Annotated in this window: 15 protein-coding genes; 7 read left to right on the forward strand and 8 right to left on the reverse strand. The window is 61.3% G+C overall.

Annotation, left to right across the window (positions count from 1 at the left end; genetic code table 11):
• The first annotated feature begins 27 nt into the window (after positions 1–27).
• Positions 28–1032, forward strand: coding sequence for an NAD-dependent epimerase/dehydratase family protein (locus tag AC0QSG_RS03910; RefSeq protein ID WP_475377269.1), 1005 nt, complete (start codon positions 28–30; stop codon positions 1030–1032).
• Positions 1033–1034: 2 nt separating this feature from the next.
• On the forward strand, positions 1035–1853 hold the full coding sequence (locus tag AC0QSG_RS03915) for a serine hydrolase domain-containing protein (RefSeq protein WP_475376711.1): 819 nt from the start codon (positions 1035–1037) through the stop codon (positions 1851–1853).
• Here AC0QSG_RS03915 and AC0QSG_RS03920 read toward each other — a convergent pair.
• Positions 1850–2884, reverse strand: a complete 1035-nt coding sequence (locus AC0QSG_RS03920; protein WP_475376712.1) for an ABC transporter ATP-binding protein — start codon at positions 2882–2884, stop codon at positions 1850–1852. The genes AC0QSG_RS03915 and AC0QSG_RS03920 overlap by 4 nt on opposite strands.
• 173 nt (positions 2885–3057) lie before the next feature.
• Complete coding sequence (locus AC0QSG_RS03925) at positions 3058–3903, reverse strand: ABC transporter permease (RefSeq protein WP_475376713.1); 846 nt, start codon at positions 3901–3903, stop codon at positions 3058–3060.
• A gap of 247 nt (positions 3904–4150) precedes the next feature.
• Between AC0QSG_RS03925 and wecB the strand changes: the two genes are divergently transcribed.
• The 4 genes from wecB to AC0QSG_RS03945 all read left to right on the forward strand — a co-directional run bounded on the left by wecB (position 4151) and on the right by AC0QSG_RS03945 (position 10087).
• Complete coding sequence (wecB, locus tag AC0QSG_RS03930; protein ID WP_475376714.1) at positions 4151–5296, forward strand: non-hydrolyzing UDP-N-acetylglucosamine 2-epimerase; 1146 nt, start codon at positions 4151–4153, stop codon at positions 5294–5296.
• Between the two features lie 311 nt (positions 5297–5607).
• On the forward strand, positions 5608–8238 hold the full coding sequence (locus AC0QSG_RS03935) for a glycosyltransferase (RefSeq protein ID WP_475376715.1): 2631 nt from the start codon (positions 5608–5610) through the stop codon (positions 8236–8238).
• A complete protein-coding gene (locus AC0QSG_RS03940; protein ID WP_475376716.1) occupies positions 8235–9335 on the forward strand; it encodes a GSCFA domain-containing protein in 1101 nt (366 codons plus the stop codon). The genes AC0QSG_RS03935 and AC0QSG_RS03940 overlap by 4 nt, the downstream gene beginning before the upstream one ends.
• Positions 9335–10087: a hypothetical protein gene (locus AC0QSG_RS03945; RefSeq protein ID WP_475376717.1), complete on the forward strand. Its 753-nt coding sequence runs from the start codon at positions 9335–9337 to the stop codon at positions 10085–10087. The genes AC0QSG_RS03940 and AC0QSG_RS03945 overlap by 1 nt, the downstream gene beginning before the upstream one ends.
• Positions 10088–10245: 158 nt before the next feature.
• Here the strand turns inward: AC0QSG_RS03945 and AC0QSG_RS03950 are convergent, their stop codons facing one another.
• The 4 genes from AC0QSG_RS03950 to wecC are packed head-to-tail and all read right to left on the reverse strand — an operon-like array spanning position 10246 to position 15735.
• The gene (locus AC0QSG_RS03950; RefSeq protein ID WP_475376718.1) at positions 10246–11388 is read right to left on the reverse strand and encodes a polysaccharide pyruvyl transferase family protein; all 1143 of its coding nucleotides are present in this window, start codon (positions 11386–11388) and stop codon (positions 10246–10248) included.
• Positions 11389–11399: 11 nt separating this feature from the next.
• Positions 11400–12569 (reverse strand): glycosyltransferase family protein, encoded by a 1170-nt coding sequence (locus AC0QSG_RS03955; RefSeq protein ID WP_475376719.1) that lies wholly within the window; start codon positions 12567–12569, stop codon positions 11400–11402.
• A 19-nt stretch (positions 12570–12588) separates the two neighbouring features.
• Positions 12589–14499, reverse strand: coding sequence for a glycosyltransferase family 4 protein (locus AC0QSG_RS03960; RefSeq protein ID WP_475376720.1), 1911 nt, complete (start codon positions 14497–14499; stop codon positions 12589–12591).
• A 3-nt stretch (positions 14500–14502) separates the two neighbouring features.
• Positions 14503–15735, reverse strand: a complete 1233-nt coding sequence (gene wecC / locus AC0QSG_RS03965; RefSeq protein WP_475376721.1) for a UDP-N-acetyl-D-mannosamine dehydrogenase — start codon at positions 15733–15735, stop codon at positions 14503–14505.
• Positions 15736–16041: 306 nt separating this feature from the next.
• Between wecC and AC0QSG_RS03970 the strand changes: the two genes are divergently transcribed.
• On the forward strand, positions 16042–18873 hold the full coding sequence (locus tag AC0QSG_RS03970) for a polysaccharide pyruvyl transferase family protein (protein WP_475376722.1): 2832 nt from the start codon (positions 16042–16044) through the stop codon (positions 18871–18873).
• A 95-nt stretch (positions 18874–18968) separates the two neighbouring features.
• Here AC0QSG_RS03970 and AC0QSG_RS03975 read toward each other — a convergent pair whose 3' ends face one another.
• Positions 18969–20759 carry a glycosyltransferase family 4 protein gene (locus tag AC0QSG_RS03975; protein WP_475376723.1) on the reverse strand — a complete coding sequence of 597 codons (1791 nt, stop codon included), beginning with the start codon at positions 20757–20759 and terminating at the stop codon, positions 18969–18971.
• A 55-nt stretch (positions 20760–20814) separates the two neighbouring features.
• Positions 20815–23061: an acyltransferase family protein gene (locus AC0QSG_RS03980; protein WP_475376724.1), complete on the reverse strand. Its 2247-nt coding sequence runs from the start codon at positions 23059–23061 to the stop codon at positions 20815–20817.
• Positions 23062–23429 lie beyond the last annotated feature (368 nt).

The raw sequence follows: 23429 nt of genomic DNA on the forward strand, positions 1-23429 counted from the left end.
GACGTCCTGGTCACCGGAGCCAGCGGCATGCTCGGCGGCGCCGTGGTCCGGCTGCTGGCATCGCAGGGGCACCGGGTCCAAGCGTTCCAACGGCGGGCGGCGGGCGGGCCCGCGGCGTCGCACCGGGGCTCCGTCACGGACCCGGATGCCGTCGCACGCGCCGTGGCCGGCGTCGACGCGGTGATCCACCTCGCGGCCAAGGTGTCCTTCTCCGGACGCTGGGACGAGTTCGCCGCGACAAATATCGAGGGAACCCGCAACGTGGTCGCGGCCGCGCGCGATGCCGGGGTCCGGGACCTCGTGTTCGTGTCGTCCCCCTCAGTGGCCCACTTCGGATCCGCGATCGCCGGCGCGGACGCGGAACCGGCCGACCCGGTTCGGGCCCGCGGCCACTACGCGCGTTCCAAGGCCGCCGCGGAGCTGCTGGCGCTGGGTGCGGACACGCCGTCGTTCCGTGTGGCGGCCGTCCGGCCGCACATTGTGTGGGGCCCCGGCGACACACAGCTGGTGGAGCGGGTACTGGACCGCGCCCAGGCGGGGCGGCTTCCCCTCCTCGACGGCGGAACCGCGCTGATCGACACGACGTACGTCGACAATGCCGCGGCCGCGATCGTTCGCGCCCTCGCACGCATGGATCACGCGCACGGACGGGCCCTGGTGGTGACCAACGGCCAGCCCCGGCCCGTCGGGGACCTCCTGGGCGGCATTTGCCGCGCCGGCGGCGTCGCGGCCCCGAGCCGGAACGTGTCGGGTCGACTTGCACGGGCGGCGGGGTCCCTGGTGGAGACGGCCTGGACGCTGGCCGGGGACCGCGGCTGGGTCCGGGACGAACCGCCGATGACCCGCTTCCTCGCCGAACAGCTCTCAACGTCCCACTGGTTCGACCAGCGCGAGACCCGCAGGATCCTGGATTGGACACCGGAGGTCGGACTTGACGAGGGTCTGCGGCTGCTGGCCGCCCACTACGGAGGGACCGCCCCCGGTGCGGCCACTGACGGCGCGGAGAACACCGACCACAACACCGGAGGATGAGCATGGACGCCCTGAAGGCACTGGACACCTGGCCCGTCGAACACGCCGCGGCCGCGGTGGTTGACGCCGACGGTAGGACCATCGCATCCCACGGCGACGGCGCGCGGACCTTCCGCCTCGCGTCGGTGACCAAGCTGTTGAGCGCGTACGCCACGCTCGCCGCCGTGGAGGAGGGCGCGCTGGAACTCGACCAGCCGGCCGGTCCGGACGGATCCACGGTCCGCCATCTCCTCGCCCACACCTCGGGCTACGACTTCGCGGAGCGCAAGGTGCGTGCCGCTCCCGGTGAACGCCGGATCTACTCGAACGCCGGATTCGAGGTGTTGGCCGAGACGCTGGAGGCCTCGGCCGGTTTCCGTTTCGCCGACTACCTCGACGAGGCGGTCCTGAGCCCCCTGGGCATGACCGCGACGCGGCTGGAGGGTTCCGCCGCCGCCGGGGCCGTGTCCACCGTGGAGGACCTCGCCCGCTTCGCGGCCGAGCTCCAGTCGCCCGTGTTGCTGGCGCGGGAGACGGTTGCCGGGGCGACCGCCGCCGTGTTCCCGGGCCTGCCCGGCGTCCTGCCGGGGTTCGGACGGCAGGCGGACAACGGTTGGGGCCTGGGCTTCGAGGTTCGGGGCAACAAGCAGCCGCACTGGACCGGATCCCGGAACTCCGCAAGGACGTTCGGGCACTTCGGCCAGTCCGGTACCTTCCTCTGGGTCGACCCGGAGGCGGGGATCGCCTGTGTGGCGTTGTCCGACCGCGATTTCGGTCCCTGGGCCGCCGAGGCGTGGCCGGTGTTCAGCGATCTGGTGCTGGGTGAGGTCAGTTCCGACTAATCGGGCCATCCCTCGCTGCCCGGGCCTGGAGACACCTTCACCGTGGGGTTCAGGAGCTCATTCTTCCGCCGAAAAACATTTGCCGCATTCTGGTCGTCCCGCGCCAGCAGCTTCATGTATTTACGGTAGCTCGAAAGCACCGTCTCCGGGTCCGCATCCATAATTAGTTCGCCCTTGTCAATCCAGAGCACGCGGTCGCACATGTCCTTGATGACCCCCACACTGTGGCTCACTAGAAAAACACAGCCCGCCTGGGCACGTAGTTCGTCCATGCGTACCTTGGTGCGCTCTTTCACGGCGGCGTCTCCGGTATTGAGAGCCTCGTCGATCACAAGAATCTCCGGCTCCACGCTGGCGGCAATCGCGAAACGCAGGCGCGATGCCATTCCGGAGGAATAGGTTCCCATGGGCAAATGAATCTCTTCGCGGAGACTCGCCAAATCAACGATGGACTCGAACTTTGAATCTACCTGGTCCTTTGTCATGCCCATTGCCAAGCATCCTAAACGGACATTCTGGGCACCAGAAAGACCGGGTTGAAGTGCCGCGTTCACGCCGAGGAGGATGGGTGTGCTGGTCGCGTAAACCGCGCCCTCAGTTGGCCTGAGTTGCCCGGCAATCAGCTTGCTGAGCGTTGACTTTCCCGAGCCGTTCCTGCCGACAATTCCAACCGACTCGCCATGCTCCACGACAAGTGAGAGTGACTTCAGCGCGCGTACCTTGACCGTGGGGCGTCGCCTCATCACGGAGTTTGCAACGCGACGAAGGAGCGGGAGAGAAGAGGCGGCCGTGGAATCACGAGTCGTCACTGTGTAGGTCATCGCCACTCGGTCCAGCACCACCGCCGGGTTGGCAAAAGTTGTCTTGGACAGGCTACGGATGCTCGGTACCACCGGGTCCGCCCGGCGGCGAACATTCTTACGCGGTGACGAGGAGGCGTCCATACTGGATTCGGCGGCCGACTGCCGGTCCTTCTTTTCGTCCGCCGCAGGCCCATGCCGCCGTTCCTGAGCGGGTGATGTCTGGTCCAAGCCGACCTCAGGCCGGACATGCTCCGAGCCTGAAACCTTGGGCGGTACGGACCGACCCTTCGCCCCATAGACAAGATCACCCCGCCTGCCCGTCGGTGCCCTTCCGGCATCGGAGTTCGTTCGCGCACGGGCAATCCTGTAGGTGCGACGTTGCGATTGGTGAGAATTGGCCATCATTCCGACTCCTTGCCGTAGGTTTCCTCGCCGGACCAGAACACAAAGAAACCAATGATTAGCGAACCCAGAGCCCAACCCGCAAGGATATACCAAGAATTTGCTCCAGGCAGCTCCTCATAAAGGACCGCCGCACGCGTCATGTCGAGCACCTGGTGCATGGGGTTGAATTCAAGGATGGCAAGCAGCTGTGCATTGTCGGTGAACCGTTCAAACGAGTAAAAGACTCCGGATGCATACAGCCAGATCCGGATGATAAACGACATGAGGTTTCCGATGTCCGGTATGGCCGCGACCAAGCGGGCCAGAATGAGCGAAAGACCCAAATTCAAAACGAGCTGTAGTGCGACGATCGGCACGATTAGCAACCAGCGCCACGTGATTATCTCCACCTCGGGAAGGATGACGATCATCACAAGCATCGCGACAAGAGCCGGTACGAACGCCAAGAGTTCTCGCAAGGTCATTGCGATCGGGAGCGTGGCACGCGGAAAACGGAATGCAGACATCATGGTGCGGTTCTGCTGTATTGATCGGGCGCCGTTGGTGATCGCCCGGCTTGTGAAGCTAAACATGAAGACACCGATGACCAGGAAGCCCAAAAAGTTCTCGATGCCTCGGCTCGTGCCCAAAAGCAAACCGAAGACGAGGAAGTAAGTCAGTCCATTGAGCACGGGTGTTAAGACAAGCCAAACATTGCCCAGGGCAGCGCCTTGGTTACGTGTTTCGACGCGCGCCTTCGAGTCGAAGAGGATGAAGTGGCGGTATGCCCATAGTTCGGAAACATACGAAGCCGGCGACTTCCGCTTACCTATCCGCTCCAGGCCCCCTGTGGGAACGGTCACACCGACCGGCGCGACCCGTGGCGTCCTCCCGGGGGGCGTATTCCGGGGGCCAGTGGTTGCCTGGGACAAATTACCTCCATGTCAATTGCTCGAAATGACAGGCGCGCACCCGACTCGTCCGGTGGCGGCGTCAACATACTCTACCGCCGATGCCTTCCGGGCTCGCCTTCGGACAACCGCGAGTCCCGTAAGGCAGGTTTGGGTAGAGTGGATTCAAAGATTCCCACTACAACATCGCACGGAGACCATGAAACCGCTCATCATGCCGATCTACGGCACCCGTCCGGAAGCCATCAAGATGGCCCCGATCGTCGAAGCCCTGCAGAATTCCCCCTACTTCGACTGCCATGTGGTGGTCACGGGGCAACACCGGGAAATGCTTGACCAAGTCAATGAGCTGTTCGGGATTGCTCCGGACGAGGATCTGAACATCATGCGTCCGAACCAAGGCCTCTGCGGGGTGCTAACTCGGACCGTCGACGGCCTGGACGAAGTCCTACAGAGAGTGCGCCCAGCCGCCGTCATCGTCCAGGGAGACACAACTACGTCCACGGCCGGAGCGCTGGCCGCCTTTTACCACGGCATCCCTGTGGTCCACGCGGAGGCGGGGCTCCGCAGCTTCGACCTCTTCTCCCCCTTCCCGGAAGAGGCCAACCGAAAGCTGACCTCGCAGATCACCTCGCTGCACCTTGCACCCACCACAACGAGCCGCGCTAACCTTCTGGCCGAGGGTATCAAGAGCAAGGACATCGTCGTCACGGGAAACACCGTCATCGACGCCCTGCTCAGCACCGTCGAAAAGAAGGTGCCCTTCAGCGATCCCCAGCTTGAGGAACTTGCCGGCTCCGGTCGTAAGGTGCTCCTGGTCACAACCCACCGCCGAGAGAACCAAGGCGATGCGATGCGCGGCGTCGGCCGCGCACTGGCCCGTATCGCGGACGCCAACCCAGAACTGGCCATCGTGCTGCCCGCACACCGCAATCCGGTGGTTCGCGAGGCGGTGCTCCCGGCCCTGAAAGGTCGCGGCAATGTGATCGTGACGGAACCGCTGGCCTACGGCGAGTTCACCCGCATGCTGTCACTGGCGCACATCGTGCTCACCGACTCCGGCGGCGTGCAGGAAGAGGCTCCGAGCCTGGGCAAGCCCGTCCTGGTGATACGGGACAATACGGAACGCCCCGAGGCACTCAGCGCCGGGACGGTCATGCTCATCGGGACCGACGAGGAGCGCATCGTGGTCGAAGTCACACGACTCCTTGTGGACGCCGCGCACTTCGAGACCATGGCGAACGCCGTCAACCCCTACGGGGACGGCGCTGCCGCGGCGCGGACGGTTGCCGCCATTGCGGAGCTACTGGGAGTAGGCTCGCGCATCGACGAGTTCACCGTGTAGACCTTGACTGAATTTCTCCCGGCTGACGGTCATGGCCAGCACAACGAAATCGAGTTGCTCCGTGAGGAATTGCGCCGTTCCTACGCCTCTGAAGAGGCTGCGTTGCGCCGTATAGTCGAATTGGAAGAGCAGTTGACGGAGCTCCGCGTAGGGGGGCTGGCACGGTCCTTGGCGCGCGCTACGGGGCTGTTAACTGCCCGGGATGCCCTGCGTCCGTTGCGCGACCCCCGTTCGATTGCTTCTCGTGTGAAGCGGCGTTTGGTCGGCAAAGACGGTTGGCCTTCGTGAGTTCGCCGGCCACGGACCCACCATTGGGCGACTACGACGAGTTCGGTGCGCTCCGGCGTTCCGAACTCGTCCATCTACGTCGGCTCGAACTCGACGGACCATGGATACCGGGTGCGGCCAGCGGGACGGTGCGGGCCATGTTACTCGGCGGGCATCCGCAGGAGACCACATTGCGGGATCTGGGACCCGTCGTCGCCGGTCTTCCCATGACGTCCTCAGGGCGCGCCCATGCGCCGCTCCGTTATCGTATAGGCATCATTGCGGACGGCTTCCTGCTTTCCAGCCTTGAGGGCCTCGCCGAGTTCGTCCCCGTGACACCGGATAACTTCGAGGCGACGGCCGCCACGGTGGACGTCTTAATGGTCGCATCGACTTGGCGGGGCCACGATGGCGTCTGCTGGACGGGGCTGGCGACACCCGGCACGCCGATGAGGCGGCTACTGCTGGAGGAGGTCCTGCCGGCCTTCAGACGCGCCTCGGTGCCCATCCTGTTTTATTCCAAGGAAGATCCGCCCAATTACGGCCATTTTGTGGAAATCGCCGGCCATTGCGATGCAATTTTCACCACAGCCGAAGAGATGGTCCCCAATTATCTTCGGGACTGCCCCAGCGCCTCACATGTCGGCACGGTGCCATTTGGCGTTAATCCGTTGCACCACTCCCCGATCGGGTCTCGGTCGGCCCCACAGGACCTCATGTTCTTCGCTGGGAGTTGGCACCGCCACAAGTACCCCGAACGGGCCAAATGGGGCGAGACGCTACTGCATGGGGCCGCCGCCGACAGGAGCCGCCGCTTGGTGATCTTAGACCGCAATTCTGGGATTCGGAACGCGCGCTACGCTTTTCCCGGCGAACTTCTCCCCCTTGTGGAACCGGCGGTTGAACATTCGTTCCTCATGGGCCTCCAGCGGGTTTGCGACGTCGCGATCAACCTGAATTCCGTCATTGGCAGCAAGTCCATGTACGCCAACCGCGCGGTCGAGCTTCAGGCCTCGGGAACAGTGGTCCTCAGCAACTACAATCAAGGGCTCAACAGCAAGTTTCCCCACATCCACTTGGCCAACTCTCGAGCCGACGTCACGGAGTTTCTCCGTTCCATGTCCTTCACGGACCTGCGCCGGATACAGTCCGAAGGCGTCCGGGCCGTGTTCATGACGGAGTTGACGCTATACGGCCTGGACACGATGCTGGCGTCGCTCGGCCTTTCGACGCCCCAACGGCGGGTTTCGGCGGTTGCCGTGGCGGACGAGCCAAGCTCCTTCCTGGAAGAGCAGTTGCGCCGGCAGACAGTCGGCGCCGTGACCCTGATTTCCCGAGAACGCTACCTATCGTCCGGCTCCACCGCACAGGTTGTCGTGGAGGTAGTCCCGTCATTCGATTATGGCCCTAACTACGTGGCGGACCATATCAACGCCTATAAGTACGCGAATGTGCCTGCGGCTTCAAAGTACGCGATGGGCATCGAGGACGCAGATCCCTCAAGCCACCGCGTCCAACTCGGGCGCCCTGAGCCGGGGCTGGGTTCTTGGTGGACGAACGGCGAAAAGCCTGTCAACGTCGGGGACATCGACGAGTACTACGGCATCGACGCCTTCGGAGTTCGCCCCACGAGCCCAGCACCCACAGTGCGCATGCGTCCGCCGACGCACGACTCTCCCGAGTCGGAGAGCCGCCATGCGAACCCTGGAGCTGCCCTCGCGCCTCCGCCACTGCTGTCCGTTGTAGTGCCGGTTTTCAACAACGGACGACACCTTCTACACAAGTGCATGGCCAGTTTGCGGCGCAGCAGCATCTTTGGAAAAATTGAGGTGTTGCTCGTCGACGACGGCTCAACCGACGCTGAAACGCTATACATCCTGGAGGAGCTCGAGCGCGAAATTCCCCAAGTTGCGGTTCACCGGTTCCCGACAGGAGGCAGCGGAAGCGCCTCCCGGCCACGCAACCGCGGCCTGGAGTTGGCAACTGGCGAATTCACCACTTATCTGGATCCGGATAACGAAGCCGTCGAGGACGGCTTCGCCCGCCTAGTCGGGCTTCTGCGCGGCAATGAGGTCGATTTTGCCATTGGAAACATGTCTCGGTGGAGCCACGAGTGCCGGATCGCAAACAATGCCTACTATCTACGCCGGGCGCTCGAGGGGGGGCCCGACGTTCTGTACTCCGGCAGCGACTCGTTGCGGCGTTTGAATTTTCGACCCATGAGCATTCAGGCGCTTGTTGCGCGCACGGAATGGCTAAGGGGCTTGGGTCTGATACAACCGGAGGGTGCTGTCGGACAGGACAGCTTCTTTTTCCAACAAATGTTGCACAGGACACGCACTCTCGCGGTAACAGATACAGTCATTCACACTTACTACGCCGCGGTAGAGGCCTCCACCGTGAATTCCATCTCGGCCCGGTTCTTCAACAAGTGCCTTCTGCTTGAGTTGCCTCGCACGGACTGGTTGCGCCACGAAGGGCTCATGGAGGCGTATGCCGAAACCAGGCTGGAGCCCTACTTCCGTGACTGGTACATGGCCAAGCTCAAAACAGTGCCGCCTGCGGATCGGCTTCGGGCACGGCGCATCCTGCGCTCCATCGCCGGTCTCTACTACGAGCATCAATGGCAGGATCCGGCTATCGTGGAGTTTCTGGCGGAGGGAGAGAAAAAGTGAGCGACACAACCAAGGCGGCCTCGCCATATCGCGGGAACGCCGCGCACACGTATTGGAACAGCGGAGTCACCAACCGCGGTCCGGGGGAACTCGAATCCCTCTACCGAAAGAAATTCACGCTAGACCGCACCACTCGGGTGGCAACCGCTGGCAGTTGTTTCGCCCAGCACATCGCCCGACATCTACGCGGTCACGGCTTCACAGTCATGGACTTCGAAAAGTCGCCACCCCACCTCGATTCCTTGCTCGCCGCGCAATACGGATATGGCGTATATTCCGCCCGGTTCGGCAATATTTACTACGCGCGCCAATTGCGGCAGCTCGCTGAGGAAGCGTTGGGGTTGTACAAGCCCCAGAACGCCGTATGGGAAAAGAATGGACGGTATTTCGACGCCCTCCGTCCGAGCGTCGAACCCAACGGCCACGAGTCCATCGAACTTGTGCGGCTCCACAGATCCCGCCATTTGGCAGCAGTGAAACTCATGCTGGGGCAGGCGGACGTCCTTATCTATACGTTCGGCCTCACCGAGGGATGGGAACACGTTTCTTCCGGGACGGTCTATCCGACGGCGCCAGGAACGATTGCCGGGTCATATGACGCGCATCACTACCGGTTCCACAACTTCGGCTTCACGGAGATCCTCGACGACTTTCTGGCTTTTCGCCAACTTGCCCATAGTCTCAATCCGAGGCTCAAGTTCCTGATCACGGTCTCACCCGTCGCCCTAGCAGCGACGGCGACAGGAAACCACGTCCTGCAAGCCAGTGTCTACTCCAAGTCTGTGCTGCGCGCCGTCGCTGGCGAGCTCTGCGACCGGTTCGAGGACATCGACTATTTTCCCTCTTATGAGATCATCACATCCCAGGTTTCGGGCGGCCGGTTCTTCGACAAATCGAGGCGCGACGTTACGACTGAGGGAGTCGAAACCGTCATGGGATATTTCTTTGCTGAGCACGATGCGGAAAGCATAGACGGGGCCACCACTTCGACGGGCGGAAAGACTCAACCTGCGAAAATCGGACCTGCACAGAACACTGAACTCAGCGGCGAGGAGGTCTTCTGCGAGGAGGCATTGCTGGAGGCGTTCGGACGATAATGAAACTGACCTTTATAGGAAATTCACATTTGGGCCATGCCGCCAAGGCCGCCCGCAAACTCTTGGCTGGGACACACATCCAGCCCGACTTCCACATCGAACGCACCTACGGCACGGAGCGGCTCAGGTTGATTGGTGGCGAAGCCCCTGAGCACGTACTACGCAACGTTCCCGTACTCGATACGGATGAACCGCTGGATACTGATGCTTCCGATGCGTTTGTCGTCGTGGGCATGGGTTTTTCCTTGTTGCACCTCGTGGAAAAATCGATTCACCACCAGCGAGATACGTTCGCCGGTCGATTGCCTGTGTCCATCCTGTCCGAGGAGCTTTATGGCCTGTACTTGGATGCAGTTTTCGACCAGACAAAGGCTGTCCAGACCGTCAGAGCCCTGCGTCGACGTACTGGAAAGCCGATCTGGTTTCTTCCCCAAGCCATGCCGCTGGAGTGGGCCCCCCGGCGAGAAGGCAAGCGATTCGACACGATTCGAGCGATCCTAGACGCCGGAGAGGAGGGCCGCGTCCTCTTGGATTTTTCCCGCCAGCTAGAACGGCTGACCGATCTAGGTGTCAACGTCGTTGAACAGCCTCAGAACACACTGGCCTCCCCGATGCTGACACAAACAAGGTACGGCCTGGCGGATCCGAACGACCAAGGGCCCGAATCTCTATACACGCGTGGAGATTTTTATCACATGAACCTAGCGTATGGCCGTGAGCATATAGGCCTTCTACTAACTCAAATTGTCTAGCCCTCAGCCCCGAGGACTTCGCTTTGTTTAGCCGCACCAATGAAGCCCAGAAGGCCCAATAGTCCCACCGCATGGCTCCTCTGAGAAACCGATTACAACGGAACCTCTATGTTGCAGCGGGGAGACGCGTCTTCGGCCCCGTCCCCCCGCAACATCAACTAACCGAGTCGACGCTTGACTCTCCGAGCAAGCTTTTTGGTTCTCCAAGTAGCGCCTCGCCGGATCTTGGACGCCAAGCGGATGCCCGTGCCGAGCCCTAGTTCAGCCGTCGAGCGGCCAACCCTTGCGTAACGGGCTATCGGGTCCTGTTCCTTTTGGATCAGGTCGACCAACCGATCGAGTTCGTTTGACGAGCGCCGGTGTAGTTCGTCGATGACAATCTCCGGGACTCGGTTGCGGGCATAAAGCAGCTTCTCCGCCATTTTTTCGTCGTTTAGATGCGACAGGAGTTCTTCACGCCCCATGAGTCGGTAAAGATTCCGACTCTTCGAAGTCGGCGAAAGCACGATCGAAGGGACTCCGTACATCGCGGCCACTACGGTGCCATGAAACTTCATCGATGCCAGGATAGAGAGCCCTCCGATAGCACTGGAAATGTCGTCGATGTCTTCGGAGTGCACCACTTCATCTACGGCAAACGGCAATGAGCGTGCCACTTCTAAATCAGCTGTGCCGGTTCCCTCCGAACCTAGGACAAGTGCGGCAACCGCGTAGCCTTCCTCGCGTGCCGCTTCAACCAAGGAAGTCAGCTGGGTGTAGTCGTCCCGACTGTTGCGACGTTGGCGAACCGCGACACCCAACGTAGGCCTCTCGTACTCGCGCGGCCGCGGCATATCGAGCGAGAACACGAGATCCGGACTGACATTGACAGGAATCTCAGGCTGTAATTTCTCGCGTATCCAGGCCGCGCTCTCTTCGTCCCGGGCACCGATGTACCGAACATTGGGGTGCTGGAAGAAGGCCCGCATCTTGGAAATGACATTCGGATTCTCGTGGGTGATCCACGTCGGGACTCCAACGCCCGCGATATAGACCGGCTTGGCCAGCCATGCACGATCCCAATAAAGGGTCGAAATCTTTGAAGGTATAACCAGGTCTCCGCCCCCGATGACGAAGGCGTCGTAGTCCTTGGCAACCTCAGTGGAGGGCCGGTCGAAGTACGGCACCTTCTGAAGGGTATTGATCTGGTCTGAGTCAAAATATCCCCCAAGACGCTCTTTCCAGAGCTTCAGGAAAAGCTCGTCGCCATAGTTTCCCCACCCAAAGAATCCGACGAGGCCGATTTTCTTCTTTTGTTTCATCGTCATCCTTACTAGGCGTCGTATGCCAGGGCTTGTGTAAGTTGATCGGCCAGACCGTCGCTGACACCGTCCGCACGCAAGCGTTCAGCGAAATCCATGGCTGCAGTGCGGGCAGCGGCATCCAGCAGTCGGTCTGCCCGAAGGATAGCGGGCGCGGCAGACGGGCTGTCTTCCATGAACTCCGTGAACGAACCGTCTAAGACGGAAGGCAGAACACCTACCGGACGGGCCAGCAACGGGAGGCCAAAACTTGGCCCCAGAAGAGCGGCACCACTATTGAGTGCCCGCTCGTGGGGAACCACGGCAATGTCTGCTGCGCGCATGAGGTACTGTACCCGTTCTCCGGGAACTTTGCGTTCCTCGAGGAGAACGTCGGGATGTTCGCGGAGTCGTCGCAAGAGGGCATCGGTTCCGGTGTCGGCGTCGGGTGCGCCGGCCACTATAAGCCTGCGCGCGCGCCCCCCGACGTTCCCAAGTTCCTCGAACCCGGAGAGAAACCGTTCGATACCCTTGTATGCCTTGATGGCTCCGAAGACTACATACACGATCTCGTCCGGATCGATTTCGAGCGTGGTCCTTGCGTCTTCTCTCGTGATGTAGTCCTCGTACGCCCCTAAATAGCTTGGGTGGGGCACCGTGATAAGTCGATTTACATCCAGCGACACATAGCCCGTAACTTGTTGGAGCGTCGATTCGTCCATTATGTGGACCCGCCACGAGAGGTCGGCTATCGCCTGTTGGAGTCGGAGCTCGACGGCTTCGAACCGGGCATCGTGTGCGACCAGATTGTGGACAGTCCACAGCAGCTTCCCACCTCCATCCACGAATCCGCGCAATTGTTCGATGAACCGGTCCGCCAACTCGTTTGCCTCTCTGGCGCTCGCTGCGTCGCGCGTCACGAACGCCGGCCAGTGCAGATGGAGAATGACCTCACATGCTTGGTCGGCGACTGCCTCGAGTTCGCGGAAGTCCCAAGGATCGGTCACCGGCGTGACGGCAATGCCTCGCCGACGCAAGGACGAGTAAAGCAGAGCTTGGTAGGGGTTGACGCGTGCAACCGGTGTGTAGGCCAAAAGAACCGGGTTGTCGTGTCCCATGGCCTTCTGGTGCCGCAGTCCAGTTAGCGCTTCCCGAACGGGCGAACCGGGTTCTGGTTGGAATCCGTGGTAGTGGAGCTTCATGCCGTCCTTGTCTCGTACTTTAGTCGCGGGCCGCGTCGACAGCCAGCCGGAACGATTCCCGGTAACGCGGACCATTGTGTATCCATTGACGCTCTGTGCGTACCCATTCCATGCCCGCCTCACCGATTCGCCGACGCTCCCGCGGATCATCCAGTAGTGCCGTAATCTTCTCAACCAGGTCCGAGACATCGCCGGATCGGAAGGAATGACCTCGTGCGGGTGGATCTACGACCTCTTCCAAAGCCGGAAGATCGCTAACCACCATAGGCAGTGCCATCGCCATGGCCTCGAAGGGCTTGAGTGGCGTCACATAGCGGGCCGCCCTTTCGTTAATACGCGGGACCACGAAGACGTCTATGAGCCCGTAGTGGCCGGCGACTGTTGCATGGTCTACGGGTCCGGTGAACACCACACGGTCCCCGACTTCCAATCGAAGTGTCAGCGCCCGCAGCTCCTCAATCCTCGCTCCACCACCAACTAAGACGCACTGTGCTTCCCTTCCCTCGGCCTTCATAACCGCGGCGGCGCGAATCAGCAGTTCTTGGGCCTCGCGGCGATGGTCCATGTTGGATACGTAGCCGAAAGTGGGCATGGTGATCCCGTATTTTTCCCTGAGGGAGGCATCGGGAAGGGCTGGAGCGAAATTCTCCAGATTGACACCGTTGGGTACGATATCAATTTTCCCGGCGGCCACACCGCGCGCCACGAGTTCCGACTTCATTGCCTGACCGAGAGTGATCACGCGGTCCGCACGAAGCATGCACATCGTTTCAACCTCATGACGGCGACGGTAGATCTCGCCGCGCCCCTCCATAGCCGTTTCACCTGTCCACGTGGTTTCGAAGAATGAGCGCACTTCGTATACCAGAGGTACGGCGAACTTCTCCTGCAGGGCCAGTGCAACTAAGGCGGTTTCGTAGCCCCGGCGGCCGGAACTCACGTGGATGACGGCGGGGCGGATCTCGCGGACCTTCTCGCCCGCGAGCCATGCGAAATCACTCAGCCATTTGTCCAACGGTACGTCCACGTAGCGCGCACCGAGGTCCAGCCGGTGGTGTTCGATGCCGTCCACGTCCTCGAGCCGCGGGAAGTCGGCTCCAACGATGTTCCGAGGAAACCCTGGTTCGGTCAAGACCACCGGAAGAAGACCCTCCGCCGCCTCGGCCTTGAAATTTTCGTGGCTTCGGGAGGTGAAACCGTTGGACAGATACGGTCGGCTCTCCTTCACCAGATGAAGGACCGTGTCCACACTGCGCGGAATTATCGGTTCAACCGGGCCGGGTATTCGTGGATGCCAACCGGTGAGCTCCTTGAAGCGTCCTTCGATGTTGCGGTGGAGTATCGCGCCTTGGCCCGGGGTCCTCGCCATTAGCTTGCGAGCGAGTTCGAGGTTGCGGGAGATTCCGCCGTCGGCCGACGCGGCCTTGCGGCTCGCCCGCAGGAAACCGACTTCGTGTCCATGCTGTGCTTTAAGCGTCTCGGCCCAGATGCGTGACGTCAGGTAGTCGCCCTCCTCGGCGGCCGCGCGCATAGGACGGTCGCGATAGTAGCGCGAGGGTTGCGGGTCCAAGGACAAGCGTCGCAGCCGCCGGCGAACCAGGTAAGGTTTAGCCACCGTTTCGGACACAACGAATCTGGCCACGGCTACAAGGGCCGGAAACGGGCCCGTATCGCCGTGTTTCCAAGCCCTAAGAGGCGGCTTGAGTCGTCCCTTTGCGCGGCGAGCCAAGGTGGCCATGCTTTTGCGGGGAGAACCCTCGAGGAACAGATGGTTGTCCTTTATCGCGCGAATCAGGCCATTGCGTTCCACGAGGAGTTCGTTGTAGGACGAATGAAGCCGGGCCAGCTCGCTCAGTGCCGCCTTGGCCACATCCTCCGGAACGTCGTCGGGCTCTGGCTGAAAATGCCAGCGTGTCGGAGGGGTCGTCACGGGCTACCGCCACATGCCTCGCGTGTCGACAACGCATCGTCCGGCTAGATCGGATGCCTCAATTGCCTTGAACTGCTGATGGTCCACGAGGAGTACCACGATGTCCGCGCGGCCGACGGCTTCGGCGGTGTCCATCAGGGAAGCGTTTGGAGCGGCGGCCAGGGCGCGCGGTAATTCACTGATGTGTGGCTCTGCTATCAACAATTCCGCCTGCGGTAAGGAGCGCGCCAGTTCCTCGGTGATTGCGGTGGCTGGCGATTCTCGTAGATCGTCGATATTGGCTTTGAAGGCCAATCCCAGAATTGCAATTGTTGGGGATGCGGTCAGCCTCGACGCAGCCTTTGTGACCTGGTCGATGACCCAACCCGGCTTGGCGTCGTTCGTTTCACGCGCCTGGCGGATGAGTTTCGCCTCCTCTGGTGCGCTGGAGACAATGAACCACGGATCGACGGCGATGCAGTGGCCGCCGACGCCTGGGCCCGGCTGCAGGATGTTGACACGCGGGTGGTGGTTGGCGAGTTCAATTAGCTCCCACACGTTGACGCCGAGCTTGTCGCTAATGACCGAGAGTTCGTTGGCAAAGGCAATGTTCACGTCTCTGTACGAATTCTCCACGAGCTTGGCTAGTTCGGCCGTGCTCGCATCCGTCAACAGGATCTCACCTTGGCAGAAGACCTGATACAAATCCCGAGCGGCCTCGGCCGCCTCTTGGTTCAACCCGCCGACGATGCGGTCGTTCGAAACGAGTTCAATCATGACCCTGCCGGGAAGCACTCGCTCGGGGCAGTGCGCGAACAGGACGTCGCCTTCGGAAAGGTCCGGGCGCAATGCCATAATGTGTCGCGCAAGGTGTTGGGTTGCCCCCGGAGGGGATGTCGATTCGAGGATGACCAGTTCGCCGCCCCGTAGATGGGGAGCTATACCCGCGCCCGCGGCTTCGATAAAACCCAGGTCCGCCGTCTTGTCGACATTGAACGGTGTCGGCACGGCAACGATGTATGCGTCCGCCTGCGGAGTCTCAGTGGTGGCTTTGAGCAACCCGCTGTTGACTGCCTTAGCCACGTACCCGCCAAGATCGGGCTCGACAAACGGCACTTCGCCCCGATTTACCGCGTCAACGGTACTGGTGTTGACGTCAACACCCACGACGTCAACACCGTTTGTGGCTAGGATGGCTGCGGTGGGAAGGCCGATATAGCCCAGTCCGATGACGGCGACATTCTTGATTTCCAGCATCCTCATACTTTCTCACGACTGCATTTGGCGCACTTTGTGCAGGACGTCCTCAGGAGAGGAACTCGGGGACGGCTGGAACGGCGGGTTCCTCCCGCCGCGGCACTGTGTCCCTGCCAGTATATGCACGTCGATCTCAGTCAACGGGGAGCGTCCACAGGTGGGGCGCACAAATGACCGATCGCGGTCCGCGTAAGTGGAGTGTCTCCTCACCCGGGTAGTTGACGACAGCTAGTATGGAATCGCCATTCGTTGTTGGAGCGCGATGCCCGTCAGCCGCAACAGACACCTACAGCATTAAGGATCCGCGTGATACAAAACATCGAGAATCTTCGCCGCGAACTTTCCAGCAAGATCTTCGACCAAGGCTTCCACTGGCGCATCCTCTTCATCGGCACGTCGGTCAACGGGACTACGGACATCGTCGCTTCACTGTCTCGGTCCCTCCGTAACCTCGGACACCACGTCCTAGACATCGATACGCGCCGCCACCGAGGCCTTCTCGACAACCCGGATGGCGTTTCAGGCGGCATGGGACCGATATTTGTGAAGTATGCCGCCATCGAAGACGTTATCGACCGTTTCGCTCCCCAGATCATTATCTGTTGCGCTGGTGGACTTACATTCACGGAAGAGGACGCGGACGCGATCAAGACACGGGGTATCGGCCTCGTTGGCATCACGCTAAGTGATCCCGATGTTTTTCCAACGGTGCATGGACACAATCACGTATTTGACCTTCACACCACCAACGCGGAGATCTCGCTTCGCATGTACGAGGATGCGGGCGTGAAGAACACGGTTTACTTCCCATTCGGCATCGACCGTGGTTTTGTGACGCAGGATATCCCCTACGACCCCCAGTTCGAGGCGGATGTCATCTGCCTGGGGCACGCCAACAACCGGCCCGACAGAAACCAGATGATGAGCACGCTGGCGGAGCGCTTCGACGTTCGAACCTACGGACGCGGGTGGGAGCTGCCCAATTCGGAGACCGTAGCCGGCGAGGAGATGGTTCAGGCCCTGAAGGCCGGACGCATCCACGTCAATTTCCCGTTGACCAGGGCTGGTTTCATCAACATCAAATGCGGAGTCTTCGAATCCGCCGGTCAGGGCGCGCTGGTTGCGACGGGACGCTTCGAAGAGATGGAAAAGTTCTTTACCTATGGCGAGGACATTATTGGCTACGAGGATGAGGTCGATCTGGCCCGCCAAATCGACAGGCTCCTCGCGGATCCCGAGGAGTACAACAGGATTGCGGAGAACGGCTTCCGCCGCGTCATCGAAGAACACCTCTACGAGCACCGTTGGATGGAACTATTCGCACGCCTGGCGGACCTGACACCGGAGAACTCCGCATGGCTCGACGACGAGCGCCGAGGGGCGCTACGTGGCACGCTTGCCCAAAGTTTCCCGCGAGCGAAGAAAGTCATCGTCGCCGGCTTCTACGGCGCCAATAATCTTGGCGATGAACTGATTCTTCGTTCCATTTCCACGGCCCTCACGAAAGCCGACCCAGGTGTTCAGGTGGTCGTCGCCGCGGAGAATCCAACAAATGTCGAGCGATTCCACGGGCTGCAGGCATTCCAGCGCAGCCGGCATCAGGCCTCGGCGTATGAAGTGCAGACCGCCGCTGCTGTGGTCGTCGGCGGCGGCGGTCTTTGGCACGACTACACATTTGAATCCGGAGGCGGCCTCCTTTCCCTGTTTAACGGAGGCACGATCTCCATGGCGGGCTTCGGCATCTTACCGATGATGGGGCGTGTTCTGGACCTGCCATACCACGTGGTGGGCCTTGGAGTAGGGCCGCTGGACGACCCTCTGGCGCGCAAGACTGTCAAATTTCTTGCGAATCAGACCGATAGCCTCTACGTCCGGGACATCGAATCCGCGCAGATTCTCGAATCACTCCCCGTGGATACGAGCAATGTCACAGTTGGCCCGGACGTCGTTTACGGTGTGGAGCTAACCGATCGCTCTCCCCTACCGCCCGAGGTCGCCGCATTAGCCAGCGATGGATACGAACTCATTTGCCTGAACATGCGCCCGTGGCGAGCCACGGACATGTCCAGCGTATCCTCGAAGGTCGCAGAGGCGATCAACCTGTATGCCCGGGACCGAAAGGTTGCCGTGGTGGGGGTCCCCATGCAGGCCGGAGACTCGTTCGACACACGCGCTATCGGTTTAGTTTCGGAACATCTCTCCAGCGGTGTCCCCTTCATTCAACTGCCTGCACCATTGGACCTCGGAACCCTACTTTCGGTCTACGCCGCAGCGAAGATGCTGCTCGCGATGCGACTGCACGCCTGCCTCGTGGCCCATCGCACGGGCCTACCGGCAGTGGGACTCTGCTACGACCCCAAGGTAGGCCGTCATTTCGAAGAGGTGCGACGCTCGGAGTTCGGGCTCCCACTGGAGGTCGACCCCGCAGAGCTACTGGCCGCGCTCGTACGATCGTCCGTGGACGGGATGGGGGAGGAATCGCTGGCGGCGGTTCAGACTCTCGAAAAGGATGCCGTCGCTTCTTTAGCGGTTGCTGCGCAGGCGATCGCCCGCACAAGCCCCGCAGTGGATGCGGTCTACAGCGTTCCCGGTGAAGGCGTATACCCCGTACTTCGGAGAAATGCGCCGGGTGACCTGATCGGTGGCCGTTTCATCGGGATGACCGCGACTACTGATGGCGTTGGCTTCCCGACCAGGGAGAAGGGCTCGTTCTTCGATCTACCAATCGCGCTGCACCTGTCACTGGACACGGACCAACCGAAGAAGGGCATGTCCATTCAGTACGAAGGCGGCTTGGAACTTTCTTCGCCGGAACCTTCGGAGCTGTGTTTTCGGCTCCTGAGTAACTATCAGAACCCAAAGTCCCTCGGTCGCATCTTCGTCGAATTCAAGGTCGGCAACCAACTGTTTCGGCACGACATCGCCGAGTCTAAAGATCCGGTGCTAATCCGGGTACTGACTCGCGACGAGCAACTACTGCCGGTATCCCTCCGGCTTGTGGTCGAACGGACCGCATTCAAGGCTGCATCGTGGCCTAAGGCAAGTAGAGTCATGGTTCGCCTTCTAGAATCACGACCGAGTGACCATGTAGTCCGTCCCCTGATGTTCGCCAGCAGCGGCATAGTGACAAATATCTAGCTCGTCCAGCCGGCGCAGGGGGCTCGCGGAACCTCGTCCACGAGCCCCTATGGCACTGGCCAGAGCACCGCGGAAAGTTGCCGGCCGGGCCTTGACTACGGTCCGCTTGGGGAGGGTTGCGCGCCCGACACAAGCCGGTAGATGCCGTCGTAGCGGTGAGCGTTGGCGGCCCATGTTCTATCCTGCAAAACCCATTCCCTGCCGTGGCGTCCAAGCGCCGCAGCGCCGTCCGGATCGTCGATCAGTCTCGCAATGGAGGCCGCGAGCGCCCGCGGGTCCTCAGGCGCAGTCAGTAGCCCTGTGCGCCCGTCCGCGACGAGTTCGGCAAGTGCTGGAAGACGGCTCGCGACGACGGGTCGGGCTGATGCAGAGGCTTCCACGGGCTTCAATGGAGTAACGCTACGAGTAACCTCAAGGTCCTTCCGGGGAACGACGAAGACGTCGAGGGCCTGATGGTACAACCATGACTGCTCCCGTGGAACACGTCCGGGGAAATCAACCCGATGTGACACTCCGAGCTCCGCGGCCAGCAATTTGAGGGAGGGCAACGCAGTCCCGTCGCCGGCGATGAGCAAACGAACGCGGTCATGGTCGGGGCACAGGATAGCGAAAGCCCTGACTAGATCATCCAGGCCCTCGTATGGCACGATGCTACTCACCGTGCCGATGTACTCGACGTCGAGATCCAGGCCTAGGCGCACGCGGGCCTCCGCCCGCGCGAGGGGTTCCGCGAGGAAGGCCTCTCCAACGGCATTCGGACACAGTACGATGCGGTTTTGGGGTACTCCTCGTGCAACGAGTTCCTGGCTCATGGCCTCCCCCAAGGTAACTACCGCGCTGGCCGACGCGGCGGCCTCCGCTTCCCGATCTTGGAAGGCAAGGTACCGCTCGGACGACCGAACCGTGTCCGGGCGAGTCGACGCCCACGTGTCAGCCAACTGTCCACGCACTTCATATACCCAGGGAAGTCCGAATGCCTCGGCCACTGCCCGCACCACAACCGCATTGACGAAGTGTGTGGTTGTGTGAAGCACAGCCGGACGCTCCCGTTCCACCACATCCGCGAGCATCTCCGCTTGTTGCTGTAGCCGACCATCGAAGCCGGAAGCCAGACGCGAAGGCAGAAGCCTCCGATAGTGGACACCGGCGACGTATTCGCCGTTCGCGGCGACGAGTCGCCCCACCTGAACGGGGTAGCCAATCCGGGTGACGGCCGAGACGTCCCAGCCGAGTTCCTGGAGCGATTGTAGGATCGACTGCGTCCTCTGCGCGTATCCGCTACTGGTGTGCGGCAGCGAGTTTGTGACAAGATGCAGCACCCGTCCCGGACGGGGCAAGTAACGGATCCGTCTCCCTAGCTGGGGTCTCTTGCCCAAGAACGTCGCCGCCTCGGACTCGTATCGCAACTTTTGTCGCCTGGCGTTGCCTTGGTTTCGCGCCAGCAATTCTATGGCATGGCTCATTTCACCCAAGTCCCACGCGAGTCGTGCCCGGGCCGGAGAGCTCCGGGAATCGCTGTTGGCTAGTGCCAGCAGGCGTGAAGCCAGTTCGTACTGCCCCGCCGCGGTTGCCACATCGGCAAGACGCCACGGCCGCCGGCCACCACCCTCGGCCACCGCTGCCTCCAACGACCTAACCACCGCGGCATCGTCACCGGCGATGGATCGCGCAACGACGCCCGCAAACGAACCCTCGTTGTGGAACACCCGTGCCGCGATAACGGCCGCACGCTCGGTCACCGGGTTGCGGAAGCGACGCGACGTTTGGAAGACCAGCGTGACGGGGTCGTCGCGGAGATGCTCGAGCACGGTCCGAGCAGTTAGGCCAACGTTGTTTGCAATTTGCCGCAGGCGTTGGGTACCGCGGCATACCGTCTTGTGCGTCATGGGCGTACTCCCGTCTTTACATGGGTCGGGTGCAACCGGAGCGTCCGGTCAAATCTCATCGAACACCCCGGAGGGCGTCCCACGCCAAGGCGAACCGTGGCTTCAAGGCGGCTGCATAGGCGCTGCTGACGTGTCCAGCATCCGAATACACAACAACGGAACCGATTTGACCGTAGCAGCTACGCACATCGCAGAATGCCTTGCTGAGGTCCAGGTAGTCCGCGCCGGACTCGGGCGCTGCCCGGAGGGCATTCGTCAACAGGCGTTTCTCCGGCCACGCCTGATTCCGAGGGATGCTGCACCGCGAGGGTTCTTCCGCGTGTTCGGCCAGGCATGTCGGGGCCTCCTCTGCCATACGCGGGGTTTCAGCCACCACGATCACCTCAATCCCATGATCCTCCAACTTTGTCCACCAGCTACTGAAACCGGCAGTATCGGGCTGATCCGAACCGCCTGGTTCCGCAAGAAAGGTGCGCGCGCTTTGGCTCGCCGCAACAAACACCGTCCGCACGCGTCCAGAGGCAATCCAGTCATCTACGGCAGCGCGCACGGAAGCAGTACAGGCAGCATTTTCTTGGTCCGTTTTCGCGCTTCCCGAGGGCTCCACAGCAGCCACGGACGGCGCGCATCGGCTTCTGATACTGGTCTCCAAGACGACACCGCGTTCGCGCGCGATCGGGTCTAGTGTGGGGATCCATCGAGCCGCATAGGAATCTCCGATCAGGGCGATGCGCTCGGATGCCGACGGCGTGCCCAGCTCGCAACGGATATTCCGCTGCGCGGTTGCTGGCGTCTGGCACTCAATGTATGGAAAAGTTGAGTCCTTCTCGCGTATGACCTCTTCCGGCGTTGGCATCGGTCGATGCGTGCCCACCACTCCGCCGCATTGATCGGGACGCTCCAACGCCGCGGGGCCATAGCAGGCCGCAGGCGGACGCATAGTAGGACCGGTGCCGCCCGAATCGCCGAAAATCGGAAAGATCATCGCCGCGGCAACCACCAGCGCCATTCCTGCAGCGGCGAAAGCATAAGAAGATCCCGTGCCGGAGAGGAATCGACCCTTGCGGAGAGGATCCTCAACGAGCAATCGGGAAGCCCAGGCTAGAAGGACCGTCAAGACCGCAACAACCGACTTGGCAATTAGTCCGGGATCTTCGGCGAGGATGTAAGGCGCTGCGACAATCAACGGCCAGTGCCAAAGGTAGATCCCATACGAGATGTCCCCGACGAAGCGCGATGCTCGGATCGAGAGCCAATGGTGGCTTCCGAGGCTGCCGCCAACGGAAGCGGAGGCCAGAACTAAGACGGTTCCTCCTACGGGCAGCGCGGCCGCGATCCCTGGGAAAGATGTAGCTGAGCTGAAAAGCAAGGCAGCACCGCCTATGAGCAAAAGACCTGTCCACCCTCCGACGAATGCCGCTTTGCCTCTAAGACGCCTCCCTCGGAGCCCGACGGCAACCATCCCGCCAGCGGCGAACTCCCAGAGGCGGGTCGGTGTGACGAAATAAGCCTGCTCCGGGCTGTATGCGGTGACGAAGACGGACACCGCCAGAGAGACCCCACCGACGAAGAGCAGGACAAGGAGGAAGGCACGACCCCTATCGTCGTCGGACACCGTTCGCCACTTGGACATGGCAGCGAGGAATGCTACCAACAGGAGGGGCCAGAATACGTAGAACTGCTCCTCCACCGACAGCGACCAGAAATGCTGCGCCAAGCCGGCATCCTCACCGGATGCGGAATAGGCCACCGAATCCGCGGCGAGTCGCCAGTTTTGTACATAGAGGGCACTAGCAACCAGCTCGCGCTTCGTGTCTTCCCATAAGGTTGCCGGCAGCGTTAGACGAGCCAACCCGACGGTGGTCAGGAGGACAACGAAGGACAGGGGCAGAAGACGGCGAACCCGTCGCGCCCAGAAACGACCCAAGGATATGCGTCCCTCGGACTTTAGCTCGCGGCTCAAGTGGTCGGAAATCAGGTAACCAGAGATCACAAAGAAAACGTCCACCCCTACATAGCCGCCCGGTAAACGGGCAGGCCAGAGATGGTAAAGCAACACGAGCAGTACCGCCACGGCGCGGAGACCTTGAATTTCTGGCCGGTATCCTCGACCGTAGTCGTTGGAATCTCGGTTGGGAGGAATTGCCGGAACCTTTCGGCCCGGAAAGCCGATCGCTACCGCATCACCGGCGTTCACTCGGCGCCACCCCGCGTTTCCTCCGAACGGTTTCGCTGAGAAGTTCAGCATACCGTTCGCCGAGAGATGCAAGGTCACAGTTCCGCGTAACCCATTCTCGGCCATCCAATCCCACGTTGAGACGCCGGGGATCCTCCGTGAGTGAGCACCAGAGCGCCGCGACCCTCTGTGCGTTCGCGGTTACGATGTCGGCCGCACCGGATACATTCAGAATTTTAGCTGCCTCGCCTTGGACAATTCCCGTCACGTGCTTGCCTACCGACAGTACTTCGTAGGTTTTCGACGGTACTGTCCATTTGAAGCTTTGCCAGTCATCTCTCAGCGCCACGACGCACGAATCGGCCCACGTGTAGTGCAAGGAAGTCTCCTCACCGTGTGACTGCGGCCGAAAGTCCACGGCGACGCCGATTTCACGAGCGTAACGAACTAATGCCTCTTTACGAGTACCGCTGCCGACGAGTCTGAGCACGACC

It is taken from the genome of Arthrobacter sp. LT660 (assembly GCF_056172845.1).

What these genes read in the sequence shown, in the direction of transcription:
- wecB (WP_475376714.1), top strand. Translation starts at nt 4,151, where the DNA reads ATGAAACCGCTCATCATGCCGATCTACGGCACCCGTCCGGAAGCCATC.
- AC0QSG_RS03910 (WP_475377269.1), top strand. Translation starts at nt 28, where the DNA reads ATGCTCGGCGGCGCCGTGGTCCGGCTGCTGGCATCGCAGGGGCACCGG.
- wecC (WP_475376721.1), bottom strand. Translation starts at nt 15,735, where the DNA reads ATGCTGGAAATCAAGAATGTCGCCGTCATCGGACTGGGCTATATCGGC.
- AC0QSG_RS03980 (WP_475376724.1), bottom strand. Translation starts at nt 23,061, where the DNA reads ATGGCCGAGAATGGGTTACGCGGAACTGTGACCTTGCATCTCTCGGCG.
- AC0QSG_RS03975 (WP_475376723.1), bottom strand. Translation starts at nt 20,759, where the DNA reads ATGACGCACAAGACGGTATGCCGCGGTACCCAACGCCTGCGGCAAATT.
- AC0QSG_RS03945 (WP_475376717.1), top strand. Translation starts at nt 9,335, where the DNA reads ATGAAACTGACCTTTATAGGAAATTCACATTTGGGCCATGCCGCCAAG.
- AC0QSG_RS03915 (WP_475376711.1), top strand. Translation starts at nt 1,035, where the DNA reads ATGGACGCCCTGAAGGCACTGGACACCTGGCCCGTCGAACACGCCGCG.
- AC0QSG_RS03950 (WP_475376718.1), bottom strand. Translation starts at nt 11,388, where the DNA reads ATGAAACAAAAGAAGAAAATCGGCCTCGTCGGATTCTTTGGGTGGGGA.
- AC0QSG_RS03955 (WP_475376719.1), bottom strand. Translation starts at nt 12,569, where the DNA reads ATGAAGCTCCACTACCACGGATTCCAACCAGAACCCGGTTCGCCCGTT.